We start from the raw sequence: 24,857 nt of genomic DNA on the forward strand, positions 1-24,857 counted from the left end.
AGCGTGGGACTGTATTTTTCGTGGGAAGATTGCAAACTTCTCTAGCGCACACAGCGAAAGCCCATAAATAGCTCTCTCACATGGGGCTCGTACCAGTTGCGAAAGCTGGACCGTAGCCCCCAAGGACGAGTCGCCCAGCTGCCCCCTCGGAGCACTCGATGGCCATCATCAAAGTAAACTGCTGAATAGCCTTGATAGGGATAAGCTTCAAATCCTGGATAGGGACGAAACCAACTATGGGTCCATTCCCACACATTCCCCAAAAGATCATAACAACCGTAATCGCTAACGGCTTGATCAGATCTCCCAACAGGGCTGGTGCAGCCCACGTGATGATTGCAATTAATTTGATCTGTTGTTAGCAATGTTTGCAGCTTGGGCGTTAATCCCTGCGCTGCCAAGGCCCACTCTGCCTCAGTCGGCAAGCGCTTATCTACAAAGCGGGCATAGGCACTTGCCTCATACCAGTTCACACCAGAGACTGGATGGTGTCTAAATGCAGTTACATCTTGGGCAGGCCAATACAGGGGCTGGTTCACCTGGGTCGTCTGTAGCCAACACCAGCCCGTATCACACCACCATTGCCGCTCCTGATATCCACCAGCATCCATAAAACGCTGATACTGTTCACAGGTGACTGGTGTGCGGTCAATGGAGTAAGCTGCTACATCCACCCAATGGGCTGGTCGCTCATTATCAATGGCCACATCACCATCCAGGCCATCACGGTCAGCTACTAAGCCCAGACAAACCTCTCCAGCAGGGATATGGACCATACCTGTAGGAGTCTCATGTATGGGCCCAGCAACAGGATTTCTTAGAGGCGTGACCTGACCCTGATTTTGATGTAGAGCCATCACCAGGGACATGGTTTCACTGTGCTGACATTCGTGTTGAATCAGCCAATGCCATAGACGTGATTGATCGACCACAGGGGCAGTGCTCAAATACGCCAATGTCCGCCGTCGCACATCTGCCAAGAAAATTAGTAGTTCTTCCAAACTAGGTAACATCTGGCGTTGAGACTTAGGCAGTCCATCGGCAGCAAACAGCGTTCGATAACCGGGGAACGGACATGGTTGCCCAGCTAAATGCTCCAAAATCCATAGAGACTCAGTAAATGCAATATGTCCCAAGTGCCAACCCACAGGGCTAAAGTCAGGATGTGCCTGCTGTTGCAATACAGTCTGACTAATGCCATCCACTAGGGCTAACGTGCCATTGCGACAGGTTTGGAGAGTGGTTTGAAAGTAGGTGCGAAGTTTTGACGCATCAGTAGATCCAGTGTCAGGTAGCGAGAGAAAAACCATGAATTTTGGGTTGAAGATCGTTAGCAGCAACAGTCAAACTATGGGCCTGAGCAATGGGTTCCCAATCCCCTGAAAATAAAGGTTCGGAAGCCAGAATAATGCTCTCTGGCTGACGCAATAGATAAAATGATGGGGCCTTGGCTTGATTATCAAAACGAGCTGCAACAAGTTTTTGACCGTCGCTCAGAACGATCACACCCGAGACTCGGACGTCGTATTCATTGGCCAAGGATTGAATCATTTCAATGGCCTGTTCCAAAGCTCCCAATAACGCCAACTGGGGATCCAGCTCTAGCAGATGGGTAATCAGGGCAAAAATATGTTCAGAGTCTGTCAGACCATAGATATTTTGATAAGCGACATCGCCAATTAGATCACGCATGGGGCGATACAGTGTCTGTCGAAATTTATCGATATAGCCGTTGTGAACAAATAAGAGCTGGCCGTGGCGAAACGGCTGACAGTTACTAAAGTCGAGGGGCAAGCCTGGTGTGGCACTGCGAATATTGGAAACGAATGACTGCGCCTGAATGTAACGACACAGGTGAGGCAGGTTAGCGTCATTCCAAATGGGTAGCACATTGCGATAGATAAAAGGCTCAGCCGCAATGTCATCGGGATGATGCCAGCCAATACCAAACCCATCTGCATTGAGCAAGGCCACTTCTAACTCTTTTGGCTGATAGCTTTGAACCATTAAGGAATGCTCAGGTTTGAGGATGAGCTCTTCAAGGAGGATGGGCTTTCCTAAATAGGCAAGTAAACGACACATAGTACTAGTGAACAGAAAAAGCTGAGTTCAAGATTTTTTGCCTTGAGCTTGAGCTTATCGGTAAGGGCAATCAAACCTATTGCTAAAAATGCAAAACTCATCCCCTAGCTCTTTAGTTTGTCAGAGAGAATGCAGCTGTGGCTAAAAATGCCCAACCAATAATGAGGGCCAAACCACCAATGGGGGCCACAGCACCCAGAACTTTGATGCCTGACAGACTCAAGCCATAGAGACTGCCGGAGAAAATCACAATGCCGATGATGAATGCCCAACTGGCGTAGCTGAGCCAGCTATTATTCGGAAGTTGTAACCACAGAAGTCCCACCAATAGCAAGGCCAGGGAATGATACATCTGGTAGCGTGTGCCTATCTCAAATGTCGCCAGGGATTTTTCTGTCAGCTGGGCTTTGAGTGCATGGGCCCCAAAGGCACCGCCTGCTACGGATAAGCCTCCTAAAATAGATGCGATCGCAATACACAGCCGAGCAGTCATAGTGTGGTCAACAAACGAACCTCTCCAGAGTAAACAATGCCCGTCGTTCTGTCTTAGAGGTTGCTAATTAAATTGACATCAATTGATTGACTTCAGAAAAACTTAATGCAAATTTGGTTAGTTTTACGTAGGAAGTAAGACCTGACTTACGAGTCTTATAGTTGAAAAGAGACCAAAGAGACCGCTCTATTTCTTTGAAGCCCGAACATTAATTTTCTTGGTTTATCGGTGACGATGACACCCCTCAATCATCGTCACAACTCTCGTTTGACTCCTGAATCGCCGAGATTTAGGCTGACCTTGATCTATGGAAGTCTTGACTAAAGTAACCGCCGCTTTTGCGCTAATCCCCGTCGTTGGCAGTGGAATTATTATCTCAACGCCCTTTCCACTACAAGCACAAACAATTGTGCCCACAAGCAACGCAACCCAAGCCACTGTTTCCGAACCAGGCATTATTGATATTAGTGGTGGCAATCAAGCAGGAAGCAATCTCTTCCATAGCTTTGAGCAATTCAACCTGGACCAGCACCAAACGGCAAACTTCCTGACCACCTCAAACACCCATACAGTCATCGGACAAGTCATCGGTGGCACTGCCTCCAATATTGATGGATTGCTGCAAGTAACCGGTAGTAATGCGGATCTGTACCTAGTGAACCCTGCTGGGCTGCTCTTTGGCCCCAATGCTCGTCTTGACCTTGGAGGTTCATTCACAGCTACAACCGCCACCCACCTTGGTACTGACGATCAATGGTTCGAGATCATGGGCGATCCGGACTACAGCACCTTGGTGACTCCCCCCAGCCATTTTGGCTTTAGTTACCCAAGTACCATCATCAACCAAGGCCAGCTCACTGTGCGTGAGGGACATAGCCTCAGACTGTTAGCCTCTCAAGTAACAAATACTGGCACGTTAAGTGCCCCTGATGGCGAAATCACCCTCTTGGCTACAGAACCGGGTCAGTCCATTCGACTGGCACAAATGGGCGGCCTATTAAGCTTAGAGATCTCCACCGAGCCTGACATCTCAGAGACTCTACCAGCCTTGATCACTGGTGGTGACTTCAACCACAGCAATGAGTTGGTCATTGGCAATGATGGTACAGCTACTCTCATACATCGTGATATTACCAACAATATTCCAACTCCCTTTAGTCTCCAGAATGCTGGCAACATCTCTACCCAAGGCATCACAGGTGGTGAAATCAATCTTTTAGGAAACACTATTCAGGTACTTGAGAGTACCTTGAATGCTTCTGGTCACACCAGCGGAGGCTCAGTTCGCATTGGAGGAGACTATCAAGGGCAAGGAAATTTACCCCATGCCTCTCAAACAGAAATTACGGCAACCACTAGCCTGGTTGCCGATGCCACCCAGGGGCATGGGGGCCAAGTAATTGTTTGGTCAGATGGCACAACAGTCTTTGATGGTAGCATTTCAGCTCAATCTGCAACGGGTCATGGCGGTCTGGTAGAAACCTCTGGACTGCATCAACTCACCATCGGAGACAATGCCAATGTCACAACCACTGCTCCTTACGGAGACGCAGGCATATGGCTCATCGACCCCATCGATCTCACAGTCATCGAAACAGGTGGTACTGGAGGCATTGTGGCAGGCACTAACGATGTCATTAACAGCTCCATTAATGCGTCTACAATCGTCAGTTCATTAAATAGCACTAATGTCACTTTACAAGCCAGTAATTCCATTACTCTTGATGCAGCTATTAATGCTAGTGGCAACAGTTCTAGCAGAGATTTATTTATTGATACAAACACCTTAAATCTCAATGAGAAGATTACTCTTAAAGGCATTGGAGAACTATCAGGTTCGGCCAATACAGTGAATGTAGGCGCTAACGGCAGTATTCAAAATGCTGTGGATGCTGTCGCTGACGGTGGCACGGTAAATCTGGCGACTACCACCTATCGTGAGCCTCACACCATCACCCTTAACCACTCCCTTAATCTTGTCGGGCAAGGTCAAGCCAGCACTTTTATCAGTGGTGATGTTGACAATAACGGGATTGGAGATCAACGAGTCTTTGATATCACCAGCAATGGAGACAATATCAGTATTAATGGTCTCACCATACAGGATGGCTCTAGTACGTCAGATGGTGCTGGTCTCAGGACATCTGGCAACAACGTTGCAATCAGTCATGTAACGTTTACCAACAATGAGGTCACAAGTAGTTCACAAGATGGTGGAGCCATTCAAAATAGAGGCTCGCTGATCCTGTCTAACACGATTTTCGACAATAATCGTAGTGCCTCTGATGGTGGAGCGATTGATATTGCTCAAGGTTCAGTTACAGTGGTTGATAGCACCTTTAATAACAACCAAGCTGGAGAACATGCTGGGGCCATCGATGTTGATCCCAATGGCATAGTTAGCATCTCCAATACAGATTTTTCTGACAACAGAGCAGGAACCAACGGCGGCGCAATTTTTAGTGAAGGTGCATTGAGCATCGACACGGCCTACTTTACTGAAAACCGTGCTAGCGATGCTGGTGGAGCCATCTTCTTAGACGATGATGGAGAGATTAGGGCCAGCCACTTCATGAATAATATGGCTGAAAGAGGTGGCGGGCTTTATAACCAAGGTGAACTCACCTTAGTGAACAGCACTGTTGCCAACAATCAGGCAACAGGAATAGGCACCTATGATGGCGGCGGCGGAATCCTAAATACTGCTGGAGGAGAGATCACGATTGATGCGACGCTGATCAGTAATAATCTATCGGCTAAGAGTGGTGGCGGCATTCTCAATCTGGCTACTGATAGTGAAACTGAAATTGCGATCGCAAACAGCGCCATTGTTGGCAACCAAGCAGCTACCCTTGGAGGCGGCATTGAAATTGCTAGCGACTTCGGATTTTCGAACCTATCACAGGCAACCATTACCAACAGCACTATCTCCGGCAATCAAGCTATCGTGGGCGGCGGACTCCGTACCGTTGGCCCCACAGCACTCACAAACGTCACGGTAGCAGCTAATATCGCCACAACCTCTGGAGGTGGCATATCCGAAAATCTCACAACTTTATCTACTCCAGAGCTAATTAACACCATTGTGGCCAACAACCTTGCCCCAACTAATCCTGACATAGAGGGAGAGTTTAGCGATCTGGGAAACAACCTGATTGGCATCGATCAAGGCAGCACAGGTTTTGTCTTTAGTAATCTGGTAGGCACAATCAATACTCCACTACAGCCAAGATTGACACCCCTTAACAACACTTTGGGCAATCTCCCATCACATCAGTTGTACAATGATAGTCCAGCCGCTAATACTGGCCATAATTCAGCAGCCACCATCAACGATCAACACGGAAACCCTAGAATTATCGGTGGTATCATCGACATCGGTGCTGTCGAGAGCAATATTGTTAATGCAGTTTCTCCCTTACTAACAGAAACTGAAGGTCTTGAAACAAATGGATCTCAACCTCAAAATTCATCACGACCTATCTCAGGTAAGCCTCAGTCCTCCCCTGTTTTAGAACAGCTCCAGCCTCCTCATACACCTGCCGTACAATCAATTCGATTCAGCCATAGGGCAACATCAATTCATGCAGACAAGCCATTCCGCCGTCCCCTAAACCCACGCATAAGACCAACCCATATAACAGCCACAAACGGTCGCTTACAGTACTTTGACGAAGCAGCTTTTCAGGACTTAGAAGAGGCCTTGAGCAACGACTATGAAAATTATTGGCAATTGCCCCAAACTCAGCCCGTTACTTTTCAATCAGTACAAAACATCCTAAATCAAGCTAATCACGACTATAAAAGTAAATCAGCAGTTATTTATGCTGTCTTTGTGCCTCCAGCCTCTAACACTGAGGCCGGTCTCGACAGATTTGCCTTACCTCGGACTCAGCAAAATGCCAGCCCAGAGGATCAACTACTGTTAATTTTGGTATCCGCTACTGGAGACCCCGTCCAACAGTTGGTCGATGTGTCACGGGCTGAGCTAACCCAACAGGCAAAGCTATTTCGACTGGCTGTTTCAGACCCCGAAGACCCACTTAGCTATAAAGCCTTAGCTCGCCAAATGTATGACTGGTTATTAGCACCGCTCACACAAGACTTGGAGGCAAAGCAAATTGATCATGTGATGTATTCTCTGGACCAAGGACTGAGAACCATTCCCCTAGCGGCAATGATGCAAGGGGACAACTTCATCATTGAAGAATATGGAGTATCTCTCATTCCTAGCATGGGGTTAATACAGCACCAGTTTGACAACACTATTTCTGCTCCTCGCTCACTCGTTGCTGGTGCGAACCAATTCGAGGCTCTCGATACCCTACCAGCCGTTCCCCTTGAACTCGATGTTGTTGCCCAAAGCCTCCAAACCAGAGAAATTCTTCTTAATGAAACGTTTACACTCGACAACTTTCTAAAGCTAAAAACATCACAACAACCAGAGTTATTACATTTAGCCACCCATGCTGAATTCAATGCAGGCAACTTAGAGCAGTCATTCATTCAATTTTGGGATACGCCACTTAACTTTCATCAAATGAAAACGCTAAGTTGGCCAGATTTAGAGCTCTTAATCCTGAGTGCTTGTGGGACAGCTTTAAGCAGCCCTGAAGCAGAACTAGGCTTTATCGGGCTAGCAGCAGCAGCAGGTATTGAAACCTCCATTGGGAGTCTATGGAATGTTTCGGACATAGGGACTTTGGCATTAATGACAGAATTTTATCATCAGTTACCCCGTCCAACGCTCCGTCACCATGCTCTACAAAGAGCACAAATCTCTTTAATTAGCGGGGCGACCCATATCAATAACAATACACTGTACACATCTCAGGGAGATATAACCCTGCCCGTTGAGTTAAGGCTACCCACAACAGAGTTTTCACATCCGTTCTACTGGGCAGGGTTCACGATGGTAGGCAATCCCTGGCGCTAGTGTTGACACACAGATACGCTCTCAGTAGAAACACGCACGTCACACCCCAAAACTTCACTGACTCTGCACAGATATTCTGGGGCTTTTTAAGTGTTTTTTACACTTTTTTAAGTCAAAAAGGATACATTGAAATCACTAAGGGATTTTCTAAATGTCCCATTAGCTCATCCTGATAAGATATGTACATCCTGTCATGATCCAGTTCACCGTATTCACTTCGCAAAAAATAATAGCTGTACTGCAAAAAAGTCATCGGCTATCATCGGCCATACTAGCCAGCTGCCTTGGGTTAAGCTTGATAGCGCCTAGCTATGCTGGAGAACGGATTCGCTGGACTCCTGATACAGATCGAGGTAACGTCGAATCAACCTTATCAGGTGGACGCAGAGGGCAAGAAGCCGTTAGTTGCAGCATTGATGATGGCGCAACTCGCTTAGCCTTGATGGTGCCAGGAGATCGATCCAACTTACTGACAACTAAGTCAAATCCTACATTGGCATGGCATGTATCAACTACTATGCCAGTCTCCATGACATTATATGTGTCGGATCCTGCTTTGGCGACTCCCATTTATACTCAAACGATTGAGCTAGAGAAAACTGCCACAGTCAGTGTAACTTTACCTGAAGACAACAGATTAGCTCTTCATAAGAAATATCGTTGGACAGTCTTTGTCTCATGCCCAGGCGATCACCACGCTGAAATTTCTGCCCGCAGCTTCGTTGAACATATAAACCGGGAATCCTTAGATGTAAGTAATCTATCTAGCCTGGAACGAGCCAGTACTTACGCAAACCAAGGTATTTGGTACGACGCTATCGCTGTGCTGCTTGCGGCTAGAAGTCAGGGGGTAACAGATGCTGAAACCATGGTGCAGACTCTTTTGGAACAAGGGCAAAGTCCAGCAGAAATACCGTTATCAGCGGTGGTACATCTCTAATCTCATTTAGGCAACCACCGTGTGGCTAAAGTACTGGCGATTACATCATGCACGGATGGTAACCCTTGGTAAAAACAGACAAGATTGGAGACGTTGCAAGAACGCTCTGGCATAGCGTCAGAAAAGCTTATGGGTTTGGAGCCATGGCCAGTGTGATCACAGCCAGCAGCATCATAGGCTTGCGATCGCTGGGCAGTTTACAAATACTAGAACTACGTGCTTTTGACAAAATGTTGGCGCTGCGAGTGCCTGAATCCACTGATCCACGGGTCGTCATCGTTGGTCTTACTGATGCTGATTTGGATAACTACCTAGGTACTAACCATGTCAGTGATCAGACTATGGTGGATCTAATCCACCAAATTCAGATGCAACAGCCTCGCATTATCGGTCTAGATTTTTATCGTCATTTACCCAACGAACCTGGAAGCAAGAATTTAGCGACAGTATTTACCCATACCCCTAATCTTATCGGGATCGAAAAAGTAATTGGTAATCAGAAAGGCAATGCCATACCTGGCAACGCCATTTTGAAGAGTGCCGATCAAATCGCCGCCAGTGATGTTGTGGTCGATGCCGATGGCCGCGTTAGACGCGGCATATTATTTCCTGCGGCCAGTGGACACAATGTTATTGAGTCTCTTGGTTTGCGTCTAGCCCTTGAATATTTAGCTGGTGAACCTGAGAAAATCGAACCAGATTTAGAGTCTTCGATACTAACGCTTAAGAATGTTCAATTTCCTCCGATAGAGACCCATACAGGAGGATACGCTGAAACAGATGCGCAAGGATATCAGCTTCTCCTTAATTTTCGTCGACATAAAACCCCATTTAATGTTGTTTCGTTCAAACAAGTATTACGTAACGAAATTCCACCAGATTTGATGCGCGATCGCATCGTCTTAATCGGCAGCATGGCATTTAGTAAAGCTGATATTTTCTACACCGGAGGTCAACAGCCAAATGGACAACCCACAATTCAATTTGGTGTACAGCTACATGGAGAAATTGCTAGCCAGCTTATCAGTACGACCCTCGACGGTCGTCCCCTCATTCAGGCATGGCCCCAGTGGCTAGAAAGCCTGCTGATCATAGGTATTTCTATCTATGGCAGCTATCTTACTCAACAAGCAACCAAACTATGGCAGCGACTGACGCTGATTCCAGGCATCAGCTTGCTCGTGTTTGGTATCAGCTATGGAACATTGAGCTTTACAGGACTCTGGCTACCCGTTGTCCCTATGCTTTTGGGATTATGGATCGCCGCCGGGCTCTCAGGGGCACATCGCACCACACAATTACAGGTCCTTTCCACCAACGATAAATTAACTGGGCTAGCCAATCGCCGCACATTTGATGAGAGTCTGCAACAAGCGTGGTTTAGGGCCTTGAGAGCGCAACACCCCTTGGCCCTGATTGTTGGTGACGTAGACCATTTCAAAAAATATAATGATACCTACGGTCACCCCCAGGGGGATGAATGCCTCAAACAGGTGGCTCAGGCCATCCGCACCACTGTTAAAGCGAGTGGTGCGTTAAATGCTCGCTATGGGGGTGAAGAATTTGTTGTGCTGCTACCCAATACCTCAGCGGAACAAGGGACTGCGATCGCACGTGCCATTTTATCGAAGCTAGCCGCCTACAACTTGCCCCATACCGCCTCCGAAACCGCCGACTATGTCACCATGAGCTTAGGTGTGACCAGCTTTGTGCCAACATTAGAAATTCCACCGAGTGCCCTAGTGGAGATGGCTGACCTGGGCTTATATACCGCCAAAAAGTCAGGGCGCAATTGCGTTTGTCTACATCAGCCCAACACCCTCGACCAGCTTCCCAATCAACACCTGCAAAAATAGCGTCTGTCATTAAGACAGGAGCCAACCCTTCAGGGCTAACGCGTCAGCCCTGAAGGGCATTTAGTCTGTAACTTTCACAGCTTCAAACAAGCGAGAAAAGTAAAACTGTGTTGCTGTAAATTCCTTACGCTTAATCTGCCAGCCGTTTGCCTTCAAAGCTGCACGAATATCGGCCTCACGGTGGAGATAAGCACGAGTTGCTTTACTTGGGCCCGGGAAAAACTCGCCAATACGCTTAAGTAGGGTATAGAAGGGGGTTTTCGGAGCAAAGCTAAGGATCAGTCTGTCCTCAGCCAAAGAACTTAAATGGGCAATCATGTCACCAGCCTTTTCTTGAGGATAGTGAATGAGTACATCCAAACAAATAACTGTGTGATAGCTACCGTCTAGGGTTTCTAAATCCTGCGCATCAAAGGTAGGTACAAACTCTGGCGGCAACAGTTCCTTGGCACGAAAACTAGCTTCTTCTACCATTTTCTCGGAGATATCACTCGCAGACACTACTGCCCCCATCTCCGCTAAAGGAATACTGAGACTACCGACACCACAGCCAGCATCACAGACCGTCAGCCCCTGAGCATTACCATCCTGCTTAAACCAGTAAAGAACGTGATCAACAGTTTGCTGATGCCCTTCTCGAATGTCTCGCTGGACTTTATTGACCTGACCGTCTCCATAGATACGGCTCCAACGATCGAAACCTTGGGCATTAAAATAATTACGAACGATGGTTTTATCGTCAGTTGCACTCGTCATAGGATTGGCCAGAAGTAATCATTAGGATTTCTCTACCGTCAGATCCTATTACGTTTTGGCAATCTGAAGTGTAGTGAAAATATGGGCAATACCTTATTCGTCTAAAATTCTCTGCCAGCTGAGAGTCGTGCCATCGTAGTGCCAACGGAGTAAGTTGGCAGTTTGTCTGGGAGCTAATCCTGGCAGCCCTACAGCCTGGCGTGGTCTTTCGGTAGCCAAGACGATGGCTTCATTGACATCACATAACCCCCATTGGACCAAATTGGTTACCCCCTTCAGTAAGGGCTGGGTAGTGCCTGACAATGTCCCGTCCGGCAGTCGAGCCGTACCGTCTACCACCTCAATCTCACGACTATCCCAGGGATAGGTACCATCCGGTAAACCCAGGGGGGCCAATGCATCACTCACCAGAAACAGACCGCCCTTGACACCTTCAGAGGCACCTCGTCCGGCTCGTAGCAACAGGTCGAGCATCGTAGGACACACATGCTGGCCATCGGCAATCAGACCTGCATACACATTGGGCTGGGTTAACGCAGCCCCTAGTAACCCAGGTGCACGGTGATGCAATCCTGGCATGGCATTGAATGCATGGGTCACCATTGAGGCTCCTTGGGCAAAGGCTTGTTGAGCTTGGGTTGACGTCGCCAGGGAGTGGCCAAGACTGACAATGATGTTTTGCGATCGCAACCAGGGAATCACCGCAGCATCGGTTTCTATTTCTGGAGCCAGGGTAACGATCTTAACTACGTCAATACAGCCCCCCAATAACCCTTGAACGCGATCCAGTGAAAGCGACTGCAAATAGTCCTGAGGATGCGCTCCTCGCTTAGCCGGATTCAAAAATGGACCCTCTAGATGTGCCCCCAAAACCACAGCATGCCGTGGCTGCCTGTTAAAACCTTGAGTCTGGTAATCCTGAATTACAGAGAGACTGCGTTGAATTTTATCTGGATGGGCTGTCACCAGAGTGGGGGTAAACGCATCAATCCCCTGACTCCACAAAAAACTAGCTGCTTTCTGCAGTTCTACAGGATCAGTCAAATCAGGAAATGCCAACCCTAAAACGCCATTGATCTGTAAATCCACACCCCCTAGGGAAACCCAATCGCCGTTGAGGTCAATTGCCTGTACTGCATTAGCCGACACTTTAGCCATGGGTAACATAGAGCGCAGCTGATGGCCGACTACCTCAAGACAATAGAGTCCCGACAGATGAGGTAATCGTGCACTTAGCAAAATTGACATGGGCAGTTGCAGTTCAAATCTTTGTACGAATCATCCCATAGGAACCCGGTAGGCTAACAACAGCAACTCTGGCACAGCCAGATATAACGTTTCACCTTTCATCACATGACTTCTCCTCTTGTTGGCATCATTATGGGCAGCGACTCTGATCTGCCCACTATGGAAGCAGCCATTACCGTTTGCGAAGACTTTGGTATTCCTCACGAAGTGGCCATTGTATCGGCTCATCGCACCCCAAAACGCATGGTGAGTTACGCTCAAACCGCTGTCGAACGAGGCCTAAAAGTCATTATTGCTGGGGCTGGTGGAGCGGCTCATCTGCCCGGCATGGTGGCCGCCCTGACGCCACTTCCTGTGATTGGCGTCCCTGTAAAAAGCCGCGCCATGCAAGGCATAGACTCACTTTATTCCATCGTCCAAATGCCCGGTGGCATCCCAGTGGCAACGGTAGCAATTGGCAATGCAAAAAATGCGGGTCTGTTAGCGGCGCAAATATTGGCAACATGCGATCGCAAGCTCCTCGAACGCGTCCAAGCTTATCGGAAATCCCTTGAAGATAGCGTCCTGGAAAAACAAACTCGACTCAACGAACTGGGTCACCATCCCTACCTAAAAACAATGTTCCCTTCAAAGGACACAAAAGAGAACACATAGCAGCAAGGGTTTTAGGCTGTCAATAATATTAATTTTTGAAAATAAGCCAAAATAATGAGGTCTCAAACCCCGAATATTCCAGTCACACAAACCAAGTGTATTACTTGATACAGAATGACTTGGCTGAAATTGGTGGAATCTATCTAATAGATATGCACAATGCACCAAAGAGAAACCAGACGCTTAAGGCTAGGTGTTTAGGGCGCAGAATGTGGCAGATCTGCCATTCATGATGGTGAAAATTCTTAACTAAGATTTTCTCCAATTTTTGGCAGAGCCATATCACGGTCCTAAATCTCTTGTCGGTCATTGAGTATCTTGAACTGTCAAGGTCCCCTCACACAAAGACATCACTGTCTAGGGCTGGATCCTTTGAGAGTGAGTTTTAGTTGATTGGATTGTGTTGTAGGAACGTCTGTTGAGATGTCTAGTCTAAATTTGAGCCGCAAGGCGAGACGGCGTAAATCGTCTGTCTGGGATTCTTATGCGCCGCCATTTGATCAGATGGCTAAGCGCTTTTTTGGCAGAAGCTTTTCATGGGCTTGGTTAGTTTGTATCCCCCTGGCATTAGTAATCGTTGCCACGTGGAGTACTGCAGCCCATGCTCAAGAAGATGCAATTGCTGCTGGCGATGTTCAGTTTGTTTTGGATAACATCTGGGTGCTGATCGCAGCCATTCTGGTGATCTTTATGAACGCTGGTTTCGGGATGTTAGAAACCGGTTTCTGTCGCCAGAAGAATGCTGTCAATATTCTTTCCAAGAATTTGATCGTGTTTGCCCTTGCCACATTGTCTTTCTGGGCAATTGGTTTCGGTCTTATGTTTAACGAGGCCAACCCTGTTTTTGGCATGGGTAATTTCTTCCTGTCCGGTTTGTCTGTAGACGAGCCCTATGCAGGTAACTTAACGGCCCCTGTGTTCTTCCTATTCCAGGCAGCTTTTGCAGGTACTGCAGCAACTATCGTGTCTGGTGCCGTTGCAGAGCGGATCAAATTCATTGACTTCATTCTCTTTAGCATTCTGCTGACAGCCATTTCGTACCCCATCACTGGTCACTGGGTCTGGTCTGGCAATGGCTGGTTAGGTGCTCTACCCACAGGCGGTTTTTCCGACTTTGCTGGTTCTACTGTTGTGCACTCTGTCGGTGGTTGGGCAGCTCTAGTAGGTGCAGCAATTCTGGGTCCTCGGCTCGGCAAGTATCAAGATGGTCAAATCAATGCCATCCCCGGTCACAACATGAGTATTGCAACTCTTGGTTGTCTTATTCTTTGGATCGGTTGGTTTGGTTTCAACCCTGGTTCTCAGCTAGCAGCTGACGGAGCTGTTCCTTACATTGCTGTCACCACTAACCTAGCTGCTGCTGCTGGTGGTGTAGCCGCAACTGTAACCGCTTGGATCATGAGTGGCAAGCCTGACCTATCCATGATTATCAACGGTATTTTGGCCGGTTTGGTTGGTATCACGGCTGGCTGTGCTGGGGCTAGTTTCTTTGGTGCAGTTATCATTGGTCTGATTGCAGGCGTAATCGTTGTCTTCTCCGTTAGCTTCTTTGACAGCATCAAAATTGATGACCCCGTGGGTGCTATTTCCGTACACCTTGTGTGCGGTATGTGGGGGACCCTTGCCGTAGGTTTGTTTGATACCACAACTGGCCTGTTCTACAGCGGTAGCATCAATCAGCTCATCTCTCAGGTGATCGGTATCGTTGCCATTGGTCTGTTTACTGTTGTATTCAGTGCCATTGTTTGGACCATCCTGAAGTCTGCGTTTGGTCTACGTGTCTCTGCTGAGGAAGAGCTGAAGGGCTTGGATATTGGCGAGCACGGCATGGAAGCTTACAGCGGTTTCCTGAAGGACACTAGCGATATGGGCGGTGTTGCCTAAGCTTGTTAAGTCGTTCCGGTTCTTTATAAATACTTAGAACCTATAAGGAATAGCGTTTTAGAGGTGGGTGGTTTCATTCAGGAAACCGCCCACCTTTATTTTTCGGAGAATTAAAGCCTTCGAACTTTACAGAGCTTTTTCCGTGGCCCCTTAGCAGCTTGCCATCCTTGGAAGGATGGCAAGCTGCTCTTCTGACGCCTTACACCTCTCCTCTAAGCTTAGTTACAATTCCTCCGCAGCCTGGATAGGCACTGATAAGGTTGGGGCAGTTGGGCGAAGAGTCTCGACATCAATTAAATCCTACAGTTAATGGGCAATCCGGCTTCAGTTTTAGACGAGCTGCTTGCGGTCTTACCGGCACTAAGGCCACAAATGTATTTCAAAACATCGCTGACGGCCCTTTCCCATGCGATGGAAGATCAGGTATTGGCGGGGGACGATCGTCCTTTGATGATTGCCAGCTTTCAGCAGGAACGCTTTTATCGTCAAGAAGCTCATCGTTACTTACGACTCGCTGACATTACGCCTCAAATTTATGTGTTAGCAGCCACCAATACCAAGTTTGCCAATGCTGATGGCACTGTCAGGCATGAAACCATTGCCTTTGATCCTGAAGATGCGCTGGTGCATGAATGGCACCTCGTAGTTTTAGGCCAACAGTACACGGCCTGTTTGGTTTGCCGTGAGCATCATGGTTCGCAAAAACCTAGGGTTTTAAACGGTGCGCCTGCGTTTGATCAAAGCCGTCGTTTTGAAGGTATTTGGACGCTTGATCGGCGTGTCTGTGAACAGGCAGCTTATATTTTGTTGAAGCGTATTGCTCACTATCGACCAGATTTATCCGATAAAATCACCCAAGCTCAGACTGATTTTTTGCCAGCGGACCTACTTGGGGGTAAACCTTATAACGCTGAGGTCACTGAGTCCTATCCCTTTGCTCAGCGATTAGTTACGTATGTGCAGGCTAGTCAGTACAAGCTACTTAAAGCCTATAAAACGATGGCCGCTCAAGAAAATCGTGAGCGGTTGATCAATTCAATTACGGCGGCTATTCGTCAGTCCTTGAACCCAACTGAGGTGTTTGCGATCGCAACCCACGAACTCGGGCAAGAAATTTCTGCTTGTCGCTGCATTATTTATCGTAGTGACCGTTACGACAGTATTGAAATTCAACATGAATTCCGGCAACCAAATATCACCTCTCTCAAAGGCGAAGTCTGGCCTCTTATCGAAAATCCTCTGTTCCAAACTGTCAACCGACAACGGGAATCCCTGACCTACTCACAAACCCCAGTTGGTAGCCAACAGAAGAATCAAATCGACGATATCTCTACTATTGATGGTTTATTAAACCAATGGGATATTCATAGCTGCTTACTAGTACCTCTAATTTACCAAGAGCGGTTACTAGGAATGATTGAGCTTCACCAGTGCAGCGATACCCCACAACCCTGGAGTAAAAACGATATCAGTCTGGTGGAAGCCGTTGCTGCTCAACTCAGTGTAGCTGTAATTCAAGCTGAAGCCTATGCAAATCTAGAAAGTCTCAACCAACAGCTAGAAGCCCTCGATCGAACACGCAGCAATCTCATCGCCATTACTGGCCACGAGCTACGCACCCCCCTATCGACTATTCGAGTCTGCCTAGAAAGTATTTTTACAGAGCCTGACATGCCCATGGATATGCGGCAAGCGATGTTGCAAACTGCCATGGATGACTCTGAACGCATGCAACGGCTCGTCCAAGATTTCTTAACCCTATCGCGCCTTGAAAGTGGTCGTATTGAATGGAACCTGGAGTCCCTTGCTCTAAGCGAATGTGTTGCCCTTGCCTTAAGCAGTCGACGAACAATGACCAGTTCCTCGACAATTATGGTTGACTTACCAGAGTCCCTACCTTTGATTCGGGGCGACGGTGAATGGATCGTTGAGGTACTTACCAAGCTACTGGACAACGCTTGTAAATTTACGGCGGCCAACGGAAATATCTCCATCCAAGCCCACATCAAAGACAATGCGTTTGTAGAAGTCTCAGTCAATGACAGTGGCCGAGGCATTGAGCCAGAGCGATTAGAAACGGTCTTCGAACGTTTTTACCAAGAAGAAGGGGCACTCCGCAGATCAGTGGGTGGAACAGGTTTGGGACTTGCCATTTGCCGTCAAATTGTAGAAGCGCAGGGCGGCAAAATTTGGGCCACATCTAAAGGCAAAGATCAGGGCACGCAAATTCACTTCACATTGCCCATCGCAGCTCAGCAATCAAACCACAGAACAAAAAAGCGCTCAGGTATCAAATCATCCCATCCTAAAAAGATTTCAGTCTCATAAAGCCCATGGCTCTATGGAGAGTAAATATTTCGAATTTAGGGCATTACAGCCATAGGGGGCAGCACACTGCTGTTCCCCGAAAACTCAGTGCATTTCAGATCTTTTAGCCTAGATCCCTTCAGGTAAGGGTTGCCCAAACTGTAGCGGCACAGGTAAGTCCGTTTGCACAATCGTGCGCTCAGCGGCAGGTTGTTGAATAGTCTGAAAATCAGGTGGGTCACGATCTTCCACAACTGTCTGGTCTTCTTCAGATAAAGACGATAATTCAACCGGAGCCAGTGCAGTTGACGCCGGCCTTGCAGGAGCAGGCATCTCGACGTCTGGCACAGCGGCAGATGACTCCCCTGGCATCTTGACAGCAGGAGTCGGCTCTTCCGCTGCTACAGTCTCATCACCAGCGACAGCCACATCTGCGTTCTGCGTTACCTCCGAACTAATCGGCTCAGCGGCAGCGACAGGTTGCTCACTCCTACTGGCAGCGAGATCTGGTAGCGTCGATTGCCGTGATTCCGCTTCTAAAACTACTGTTGGCGTCAAGACATCTTCTGTACTAGTATCTTCAAGCTCTGGAACCTTCATAGGTGGCAATTCTGGCACCTCTGCATCAACGACAGCCACTGGAGCAGCATCGTCAGAAGCATTATTATCTTCTATGGATAGAACGTTAACGTCTGCTAGAGGTGGAACACTGACCCCATCATTCTCTTCTAAGGGTGGAACACTCACTACACCGCTAGAAGCCTCAGAATCATAGGGATCAATGGGCAGTGCTGTTGTGGTTGTCGAGCTTTGAGGAATGCGTAGATTCGCTGCGGCAAGACTGACATTATGATCGTCAGAGTTCTGGGCTGGGGTTAGGGAAGTACTCTGGGCAACTGTATTGTTTTCAGCAATTAACGGGCGAAAACGCCAATGTCGTTGACCATCATCACTATCATCAAATTGAATGTCAGCCTGCTCAGGGGATAGAACTATTTCCGGAGATAATTCAATGACAACCCTGACATTCTCTGGGGTGTACTGGGCTACCCGAATATTTTTGACAGCTCCATCATAAATCTGCTCTGGGTCAATATCGCCAATGTCTGTGTTGGGGATATCGAGGACTAAGCGTGGGGGTTCTGAAAGTAGAAAAAACTCTGGAAAAACCTCGTCAGACAAGGAAAATGTTAGTTCATTGCTACTCGTATCAAACGACCAATTCTGTAGATTTTCTGCGAATGCTGGTGCCATTGATAAAGCAAGAGCAATCAGGCTACCTCCTAACGACTGATGCAAACAGTGCTTGAATGCCATAAAACTACCCCACAGAACGCCAACAGACACAATTAAAAGTAAAAGGATACGGTACTTTGTCAAATACGACCCATATTTTTGATAAAAATTCCCCACGCCTCATAGATTTATCGGCCATGATAAGTGCAGTCAGAAACCATTAAACCGTTGCTGATTGAGACGATAAATCCATCTGTATAGCTTGCCAACAGCCTCAATTTGACAGATGGAATCATCACGAGGTCAGCAACACCCGATTAAATATCCGCAGTCTTTTGAAAGGAAACATCTAAGTCTATGGAAATGCATGAGCTGTTAACGCTAATTTTGCTATTAAGCCCTGGTCTTCTGCTATCTGCGGTTGTTATGTCAGCCATGGCATTTGGTGGCTAATGAGCTGGGTTTTAGCTGGCGATTAGATCCACTAAATCGCTCACAAACTTGATTGAATCAGCAATAAAGGACGTACTTCGAGGTATCTGCCATGGTGATGGTTGAGTCCACAATGTTGGCATTGGGAACCCAAGCTCCAGAATTTTCATTAATCGATGTTGTGTCGGGTGACAGTGTCACCCTAGAGAATTTTTCAGGCAGCAAAGCGCTGTTAGTCATGTTTATTTGCGTCCATTGCCCATTTGTCAAACATGTGGAACAAGAACTAGCCCAAATTGGGCATGACTATGCCGAGCAAGACTTAAGCATTATCGCCATTAGTGCCAATAGCATTCAGACGCACCCCCAAGATGCTCCCGAGCATATGAAAACTCAAGCAACAACCCAGGGGTTCAACTTTCCCTATTGTTATGACGAAACTCAAGGCGTAGCCAAGTCCTATACCGCTGCCTGCACCCCCGATTTCTTCTTATTTGATGGCGCGCTGAAGTTGGCCTATAGAGGACAGCTAGATGATAGCCGCCCTAGTAATGGCAAACCAGTCACAGGCAAAGACCTACGCCAGGCAATTGATACGCTCCTGACCGGACAGAGCTTATCTGACGACCAGATACCCAGCGTTGGGTGCAATATCAAATGGACTCCAGGTCAGGCTCCTGCCTATTTTGGGGCTTAATTTAGTACGTTAAGTGAGCCCTAGGATTAAACGCTTCAATTGTTCGTAGCTTTTCATAGAGCTCGGCTTCTTGGTCACTGAGAAGCTTGGGGACTGCCACTTCGATCTCCACAATTTGATCGCCGCGTTCTTCAGTTATGCGACCATACCCCTTACCAGCCAACCGTAGCTTTCGCCCCGATTGAATACCTGCCGGAATGGTCATTTGGACAGGCCCATCAAGGGTGGGCACAGTAATTTGTCCACCCAAAACTGCTTCACTGGGTGTAATCGGTAAATGACAGACGACATCTCGTCCTTGCACCCTTAAAAAGGGATGGGGCTCCACAACTATATTTAGGTAAAGATCACCACCATTAATACCCTGACCCCGTAGACGAATACGTTGCCCCGTGAGCATGCCAGGTGGCATATCCACTTCTAAAGCACGTCCATCTTCGAGGCGTACCCGTTCAGCTCCTCCTTGAAACGCTCGTTCTAAGGGAACCTGAAGAGATGCTTCTGCATCCCGCCGTCGAGGATCACCCGTTGCCTTTGCTTGCGTTTGTTTTTTCTTAGGTTGAACTGGCGATTTGGGAATCGCTTGGCGATTAAGCAGCTGATCAACAAACCGGTTAAAGTCTTCTAAATCCCGATAGTCGGCCTCAGACTTTTGCTGTAGCCAATACCGTCGGTAGTCATCGTACTGAGCCTTCCGATCAGCATCGGAAAGTATCTCATAGGCTTCACCCAGGGATTTAAAACGCTCTTCAGCCTCTTGATCTCCAGGGTTTAGATCGGGATGAAACTGGCGTGCAAGACGACGATAGGCCTGTTTGATCGTTGATGAATCAGCACTCTCAACGATGCCGAGAATCTCATAGTAGTCTCGAAAATTTTGCATAGTGAGGGTCCCGACCGGCTTACCAGAGTTCGTCCTGGTCGCCCCATTCATCCTCGTTATAGCTTTGTGAGCTGCTGCTGGGCCGACCAGAATGATCAGAGTAACCTTTGGCGGGCTTACTGGCTGGTTCACCAGCCTTATCAGCCCAAGGATCTTCATCCAAAGACGCATTAGAATTCCAGCTGCTAGCTGTAGATTTACCTCCATTGGCATAGCCATCGGCTGGCTGAGATGGATATCCAGCATTAGAGGGCGCATAGCGACCAGAACCAGTCTGCGGTCTCACCGAATTTCTATCCGTGGAGCTTGGTCTATAGCGATCTTGCTCTGCATTATTATCTTGGCCATAAGCCGAGCGGCGAGCGGCTCCAGCATCTTGACCATCACCCACGTCACGCTGACCGTAGCGATCTTGGTTATAGCCCTGTTGGTCGTAGTTATCCCTTACATCTCTGTAGGCATTGCTGCGATCAAAATTCTCCTCGCGATTACGGTCGGGACTACGCTCATACCGGTCTTGGTTACGTTGACCATGACTTCCTTGGTCATATCCTTGGCCATAAGTCTCTTGGCCATAGGTCTCTTGGCCATAGCCGCCTTGAACATATCGATCTTGAGAAGAACGCTGCTCATAGCGATCTTGCGGCTGAGACTCATAGGAATTGCCCCCATAGCCACCCTGGGTATTTTGGTCATAACGACGCTGATCATAACGCCCCTGGTTAGACCTGTCTTGATTAAAGCGCTCTTGACGATACGCATCAGGCCCATAAGCATCTTGACCATAGGATTCTTGACCATAAGCTCCTTGATCATAAGCCCCTTGCCCGTAGGATGCTTGATCGTAACTGTCTGCCCGACGCCCCTGGTTATCGTAATCCCGATTGTCGTAACCACTGCGATTATCGTAACTACGAGGAGGGGCAGCATCATAGGATTGACGTGCGCTACCTGGACGTGATGCTGGCTGATTCCAGCTATCATCCCAATCGTCCCAACCACTGCGATTATCACGACGACCAGCAGTCCAGCTGGGGGTATCCCACTGGCCTTGACCATTCCAGTCATAGTCACGACGATAGTAATCGTCGTCATCCTCAAAGGCTTTTTTAATGGTGTCGCCAATCTGGTTAAAGATATTGCCGTCGTCATTATCGGCATCGTACAGATAGGCCTCGCGATTCAACTCGTACAGTTCATCCTGTAACTCAGATTGAATCATGTCTATCATGCGCTCATCCTCTCGTTTGAGGGCATCACGCAGGTCTTGAATCAGGTTATCAATGCGGCGTTTGCGATCGCGAGCAAACTGTAATCCAAAATCAATGGAAACACTGCGCATCGCTCGCTCCGCTTGGAACGTTAGCGTCTCAGCTCGATTACGCTTCTCAATGCGTTCTCGCTGGCCCCGGTCAACGTCAGCAAATTCTTCCGCTTCCCGCAGCATGCGCTGCACATCATCGTCAGAAAGATTGGACGCTTCTTGCACGGTAATACTTTGCTCACGGCCCGTGGTTTTATCCATGGCCGATACCTGCAAAATACCGTTGGCATCAATATCAAAGGACACCTGAATCTGTGGAATTCCCCTTGGTGCTGGGGGGATTCCCATAAGCTTGAACCGCCCCAGGGATTTATTATCTATCCCCATTTCCCGCTCACCCTGGATCACATGCACTTCCACAACGGTCTGATTATTTTCAGACGTGGAGAAAATATCGGAGCGTCGGACAGGGATCGTAGTGTTACGCGGAATCACCTTTTTCATCACACCACCAATAGTCTCTAACCCTAGAGACAGCGGCGTGACATCCAGCAACATGATGTCCTTCACTTCTTCGGTGAGGATACCGGCCTGAATAGCCGCACCAACGGCAACGGCTTCGTCAGGGTTTACATTTTGGTTAGGTTCTTTACTCAAAATAGAGCGCACTAGCTGCTGAACCATGGGCATACGGCTAGAACCGCCCACAAGAACCACTTCATCGATTTGTGAGGGAGACAGATGCGCATCATTCATCGCCTGTTGTAGAGGAGCACGGAGGCGACCCACTAAATCAGCACACAGGGATTCGAAGTGCGATCGCGACAGCTTTTTCTCAATGTGCTTTGGCCCATCAGCAGTAGCCGTAATGAAAGGCAAATTGATTTCAACTGTGGGCAGCCCCGATAGCTCAATTTTGGCCTTCTCAGCGGCTTCAGTCAGACGCTGCAATGCCTGGCGATCTCGTCGTAGGTCAACACCTTCAGTTTCTAAAAACTCGTCTGCTAACCAGTCAACAATTTTCTTGTCAAAGTTGACACCACCGAGCTGAGTATCGCCGCTGGTAGCTCTCACCTCAAAGACGTTATTACGAACATCCAAGATGGACACATCAAACGTGCCACCCCCCAGATCAAAGACCAGAATAGTCTGATTAAATTGCTGATCCAGTCCGTAGGCTAATGCTGCTGCTGTGGGCTCATTGATGATCCGTTTTACCTCTAGACCTGCAATGCGGCCTGCATCGCGGGTAGCCTGACGTTGCGCATCATTAAAGTAAGCAGGCACCGTAATAACTGCGCCAGTCACCGGCTGCCCCATGTAACGGCTAGCCTCTTCAGCTAGCTTACGCAGCACCATGGATGATATTTCTTCAGGGGCAAAATCCTTATCTAGACGCGGGCAGCGAATTTTAACATTGCCAGCATCATCTTTACGCACGGTGTAGGGAACACGTTTTGACTCAGAGGTTAACTCTGTATACTTACGCCCCAAATAGCGCTTAACGTTGTAGAAGGTGTTCTGAGGATTGAGTACCGTTTGACGCCGGGCCATTTGCCCCACCAAACGCTCACCCTCTTTGCTAAATGCAACCACCGAAGGGGTCGTACGCATCCCCTCCGTATTGGCGATGACCACCGGTTTGCCACCTTCGATGACTGAGACAACTGAGTTGGTAGTACCGAGGTCAATACCGACGACCTTTCCCATCCGCTAGGTTTCTCCCACTGCGCGTGTAACGACAACAGTCGTCTACACAATTAATCATATATATAGTAGTCACTTAGTAGTCTAAGCCACTATTGTGCTGCGGCTTAACCACATGTACACATCCCTATAATGGTCCGGCTAGGACAACATTGTCCATTCCAGAGAACCGACTATCACTTGTTCGAATTCTTTTGATAATCCGACACGCACTAAACTAGTGTGATTATTTTGAGGAGTCATGATTTGATGGAGGGAAAAATATCTATTCTAGAAAACTAGCTACTAACTTGTTCAAATTCTCTGATAGTATGGAGTTCGCAAGCGGATGTGGCGGAATTGGTAGACGCGCTAGGTTTAGGTTCTAGTGTCTTCGTGACGTGAAGGTTCAAGTCCTTTCATCCGCATTAGAGCCTCGGTTTCTGTGAGAAACCGAGGCTTATTGTATGAATACTCAGAGAAACTGGGATGCTAGCGGATGGTTGCAAAATCGGCAACTGATGAATCCACGATAGAATTTTTGGACTGACACTACTTTCACCGCTCATACAGGCTTTGCGACTTTATAAATACGTATGCATTAAGGCTGATTTGCTTGATGGGTGAGTGGCGAAACGCAGTTAGTCAAAATAAACTAATTAGCCTGTAATCCCTTCCAAATATAGGTTTTGTATTTCAACTTGCTCCTGACTTCAGAGTATGGCCTAATTTTTGGTTGGATCGTTAGCTATGGAGTCATCAGACGAGACACCTGGATTTTTATATTCTGAAAGGCCATAGGCGATACGATGCCAGTTTTCAGGACATCTTCCGAGGTATATTGCCCATTCTGTAGATTTTTGAAGACATGGAGCTGTTTATCCGTTAAATTGACGACCCAATATTCTTGAATCCCGGATACAGCATAGGTGTTTTTTTTGGTGGTCAGGTCCTTGGTGAGGGTAGCGTTGGAAAATTCGATCAGCCAGTGGATATCGCTGGGGTAGGGGTGATGCTTTAGATAGACAGTGCCCAGGGGTTTGATGATGGCCAGATCGGGGATGGGTTCTGAGTCGTCGCTGAGGGTGATGGGATGGGCTTCGCTGACTTTAGCCCGGCTGCCGAGCAGGCTGCGCAGGTAATCGCCTGCTTCACGGTTGTAGTAAGCGTGGGGTTCACCCTCCGGTGGCATGACGATGATTTCTCCGCGTAGTAGTTCGACGGGCTGGTCGTCGAATACGCCAGCTTGGATGGCCTGGTGGTAGCGGTCTATGGTCCATTTGTAGGTGGTGACGGTCATAGGGACCTGGCCTCATGCTGGGACAACAGCTGATGTATCAGTAGTTTTAGTATGGCAAATTTACGTTCAGACTTTTATTTTTCTAGTTACAGCACTAGCTACAATCGTTCCATCTTCGAAGTACTCTGGAGTACGGTTTTTGCAGTCATAAATTTTCAGTACTGAAAATTTGAGGTGAGGCTCACAGCCAAAGAGATATGCGG

Annotated in this window: 16 protein-coding genes and 1 tRNA gene; 8 read left to right on the forward strand and 9 right to left on the reverse strand. The window is 47.9% G+C overall.

Annotated elements, in window-relative coordinates; translation table 11 throughout:
- Positions 1-41: 41 nt before the first annotated feature.
- From SPB21_RS23170 to SPB21_RS23180, 3 genes are all read right to left on the reverse strand, one after another.
- Entirely contained in the window at positions 42-1,310 is a 1,269-nt protein-coding gene (locus SPB21_RS23170) for an SUMF1/EgtB/PvdO family nonheme iron enzyme (protein WP_499867817.1), read from the reverse strand.
- The gene (egtC, locus tag SPB21_RS23175) at positions 1,288-2,082 is read right to left on the reverse strand and encodes an ergothioneine biosynthesis protein EgtC (RefSeq protein ID WP_499867818.1); all 795 of its coding nucleotides are present in this window, start codon (positions 2,080-2,082) and stop codon (positions 1,288-1,290) included. Before egtC ends, SPB21_RS23170 begins: the two co-directional genes overlap by 23 nt.
- A 112-nt stretch (positions 2,083-2,194) precedes the next feature.
- Positions 2,195-2,575 (reverse strand): DUF423 domain-containing protein, encoded by a 381-nt coding sequence (locus SPB21_RS23180; protein ID WP_163701892.1) that lies wholly within the window; start codon positions 2,573-2,575, stop codon positions 2,195-2,197.
- 307 nt (positions 2,576-2,882) lie between these two features.
- On the opposite strand from SPB21_RS23180, the gene SPB21_RS23185 reads away from it, so the two are divergent.
- From SPB21_RS23185 to SPB21_RS23195, 3 genes are all read left to right on the forward strand, one after another.
- Positions 2,883-7,511, forward strand: coding sequence for a CHAT domain-containing protein (locus tag SPB21_RS23185; protein ID WP_499867819.1), 4,629 nt, complete (start codon positions 2,883-2,885; stop codon positions 7,509-7,511).
- Positions 7,512-7,704: 193 nt separating this feature from the next.
- Positions 7,705-8,451: a DUF928 domain-containing protein gene (locus tag SPB21_RS23190; protein ID WP_499867820.1), complete on the forward strand. Its 747-nt coding sequence runs from the start codon at positions 7,705-7,707 to the stop codon at positions 8,449-8,451.
- Positions 8,452-8,516: 65 nt separating this feature from the next.
- Entirely contained in the window at positions 8,517-10,307 is a 1,791-nt protein-coding gene (locus SPB21_RS23195) for a CHASE2 domain-containing protein (protein WP_499867821.1), read from the forward strand.
- Between the two features lie 60 nt (positions 10,308-10,367).
- Here SPB21_RS23195 and bchM read toward each other — a convergent pair whose 3' ends face one another.
- Positions 10,368-11,063: a magnesium protoporphyrin IX methyltransferase gene (bchM, locus tag SPB21_RS23200; RefSeq protein WP_499867822.1), complete on the reverse strand. Its 696-nt coding sequence runs from the start codon at positions 11,061-11,063 to the stop codon at positions 10,368-10,370.
- A gap of 93 nt (positions 11,064-11,156) precedes the next feature.
- Complete coding sequence (gene nagA, locus SPB21_RS23205; RefSeq protein WP_499867823.1) at positions 11,157-12,311, reverse strand: N-acetylglucosamine-6-phosphate deacetylase; 1,155 nt, start codon at positions 12,309-12,311, stop codon at positions 11,157-11,159.
- Positions 12,312-12,416: 105 nt separating this feature from the next.
- Between nagA and purE the strand changes: the two genes are divergently transcribed.
- From purE to SPB21_RS23220, 3 genes are all read left to right on the forward strand, one after another.
- Positions 12,417-12,965 (forward strand): 5-(carboxyamino)imidazole ribonucleotide mutase, encoded by a 549-nt coding sequence (gene purE, locus SPB21_RS23210; protein ID WP_499867824.1) that lies wholly within the window; start codon positions 12,417-12,419, stop codon positions 12,963-12,965.
- Positions 12,966-13,388: 423 nt separating this feature from the next.
- Positions 13,389-14,849 (forward strand): ammonium transporter, encoded by a 1,461-nt coding sequence (locus SPB21_RS23215; RefSeq protein WP_499061580.1) that lies wholly within the window; start codon positions 13,389-13,391, stop codon positions 14,847-14,849.
- Between the two features lie 309 nt (positions 14,850-15,158).
- Positions 15,159-17,177 (forward strand): DICT sensory domain-containing protein, encoded by a 2,019-nt coding sequence (locus tag SPB21_RS23220; RefSeq protein ID WP_499867825.1) that lies wholly within the window; start codon positions 15,159-15,161, stop codon positions 17,175-17,177.
- 108 nt (positions 17,178-17,285) lie between these two features.
- Here the strand turns inward: SPB21_RS23220 and SPB21_RS23225 are convergent, their stop codons facing one another.
- Positions 17,286-18,473, reverse strand: coding sequence for an AMIN domain-containing protein (locus tag SPB21_RS23225; RefSeq protein ID WP_499867826.1), 1,188 nt, complete (start codon positions 18,471-18,473; stop codon positions 17,286-17,288).
- 463 nt (positions 18,474-18,936) lie between these two features.
- On the opposite strand from SPB21_RS23225, the gene SPB21_RS23230 reads away from it, so the two are divergent.
- A complete protein-coding gene (locus SPB21_RS23230) occupies positions 18,937-19,521 on the forward strand; it encodes a thioredoxin family protein (RefSeq protein ID WP_499867827.1) in 585 nt (194 codons plus the stop codon).
- A 1-nt stretch (position 19,522) separates the two neighbouring features.
- Here the strand turns inward: SPB21_RS23230 and SPB21_RS23235 are convergent, their stop codons facing one another.
- Positions 19,523-20,404, reverse strand: a complete 882-nt coding sequence (locus SPB21_RS23235; RefSeq protein WP_499867828.1) for a DnaJ C-terminal domain-containing protein — start codon at positions 20,402-20,404, stop codon at positions 19,523-19,525.
- A gap of 19 nt (positions 20,405-20,423) precedes the next feature.
- Positions 20,424-23,378, reverse strand: a complete 2,955-nt coding sequence (dnaK, locus tag SPB21_RS23240) for a molecular chaperone DnaK (protein WP_499867829.1) — start codon at positions 23,376-23,378, stop codon at positions 20,424-20,426.
- A 321-nt stretch (positions 23,379-23,699) separates the two neighbouring features.
- Here dnaK and SPB21_RS23245 point away from each other — a divergent pair.
- A tRNA-Leu gene (locus tag SPB21_RS23245) sits at positions 23,700-23,782 on the forward strand.
- Positions 23,783-24,102: 320 nt separating this feature from the next.
- Here SPB21_RS23245 and SPB21_RS23250 read toward each other — a convergent pair.
- Positions 24,103-24,654, reverse strand: a complete 552-nt coding sequence (locus SPB21_RS23250; RefSeq protein WP_163701870.1) for a Uma2 family endonuclease — start codon at positions 24,652-24,654, stop codon at positions 24,103-24,105.
- Positions 24,655-24,857: the final 203 nt, after the last annotated feature.

It is taken from the genome of Leptothoe sp. ISB3NOV94-8A (assembly GCF_043421595.1).
GTDB lineage: Bacteria > Cyanobacteriota > Cyanobacteriia > Phormidesmidales > Phormidesmidaceae > Leptothoe > Leptothoe turfae.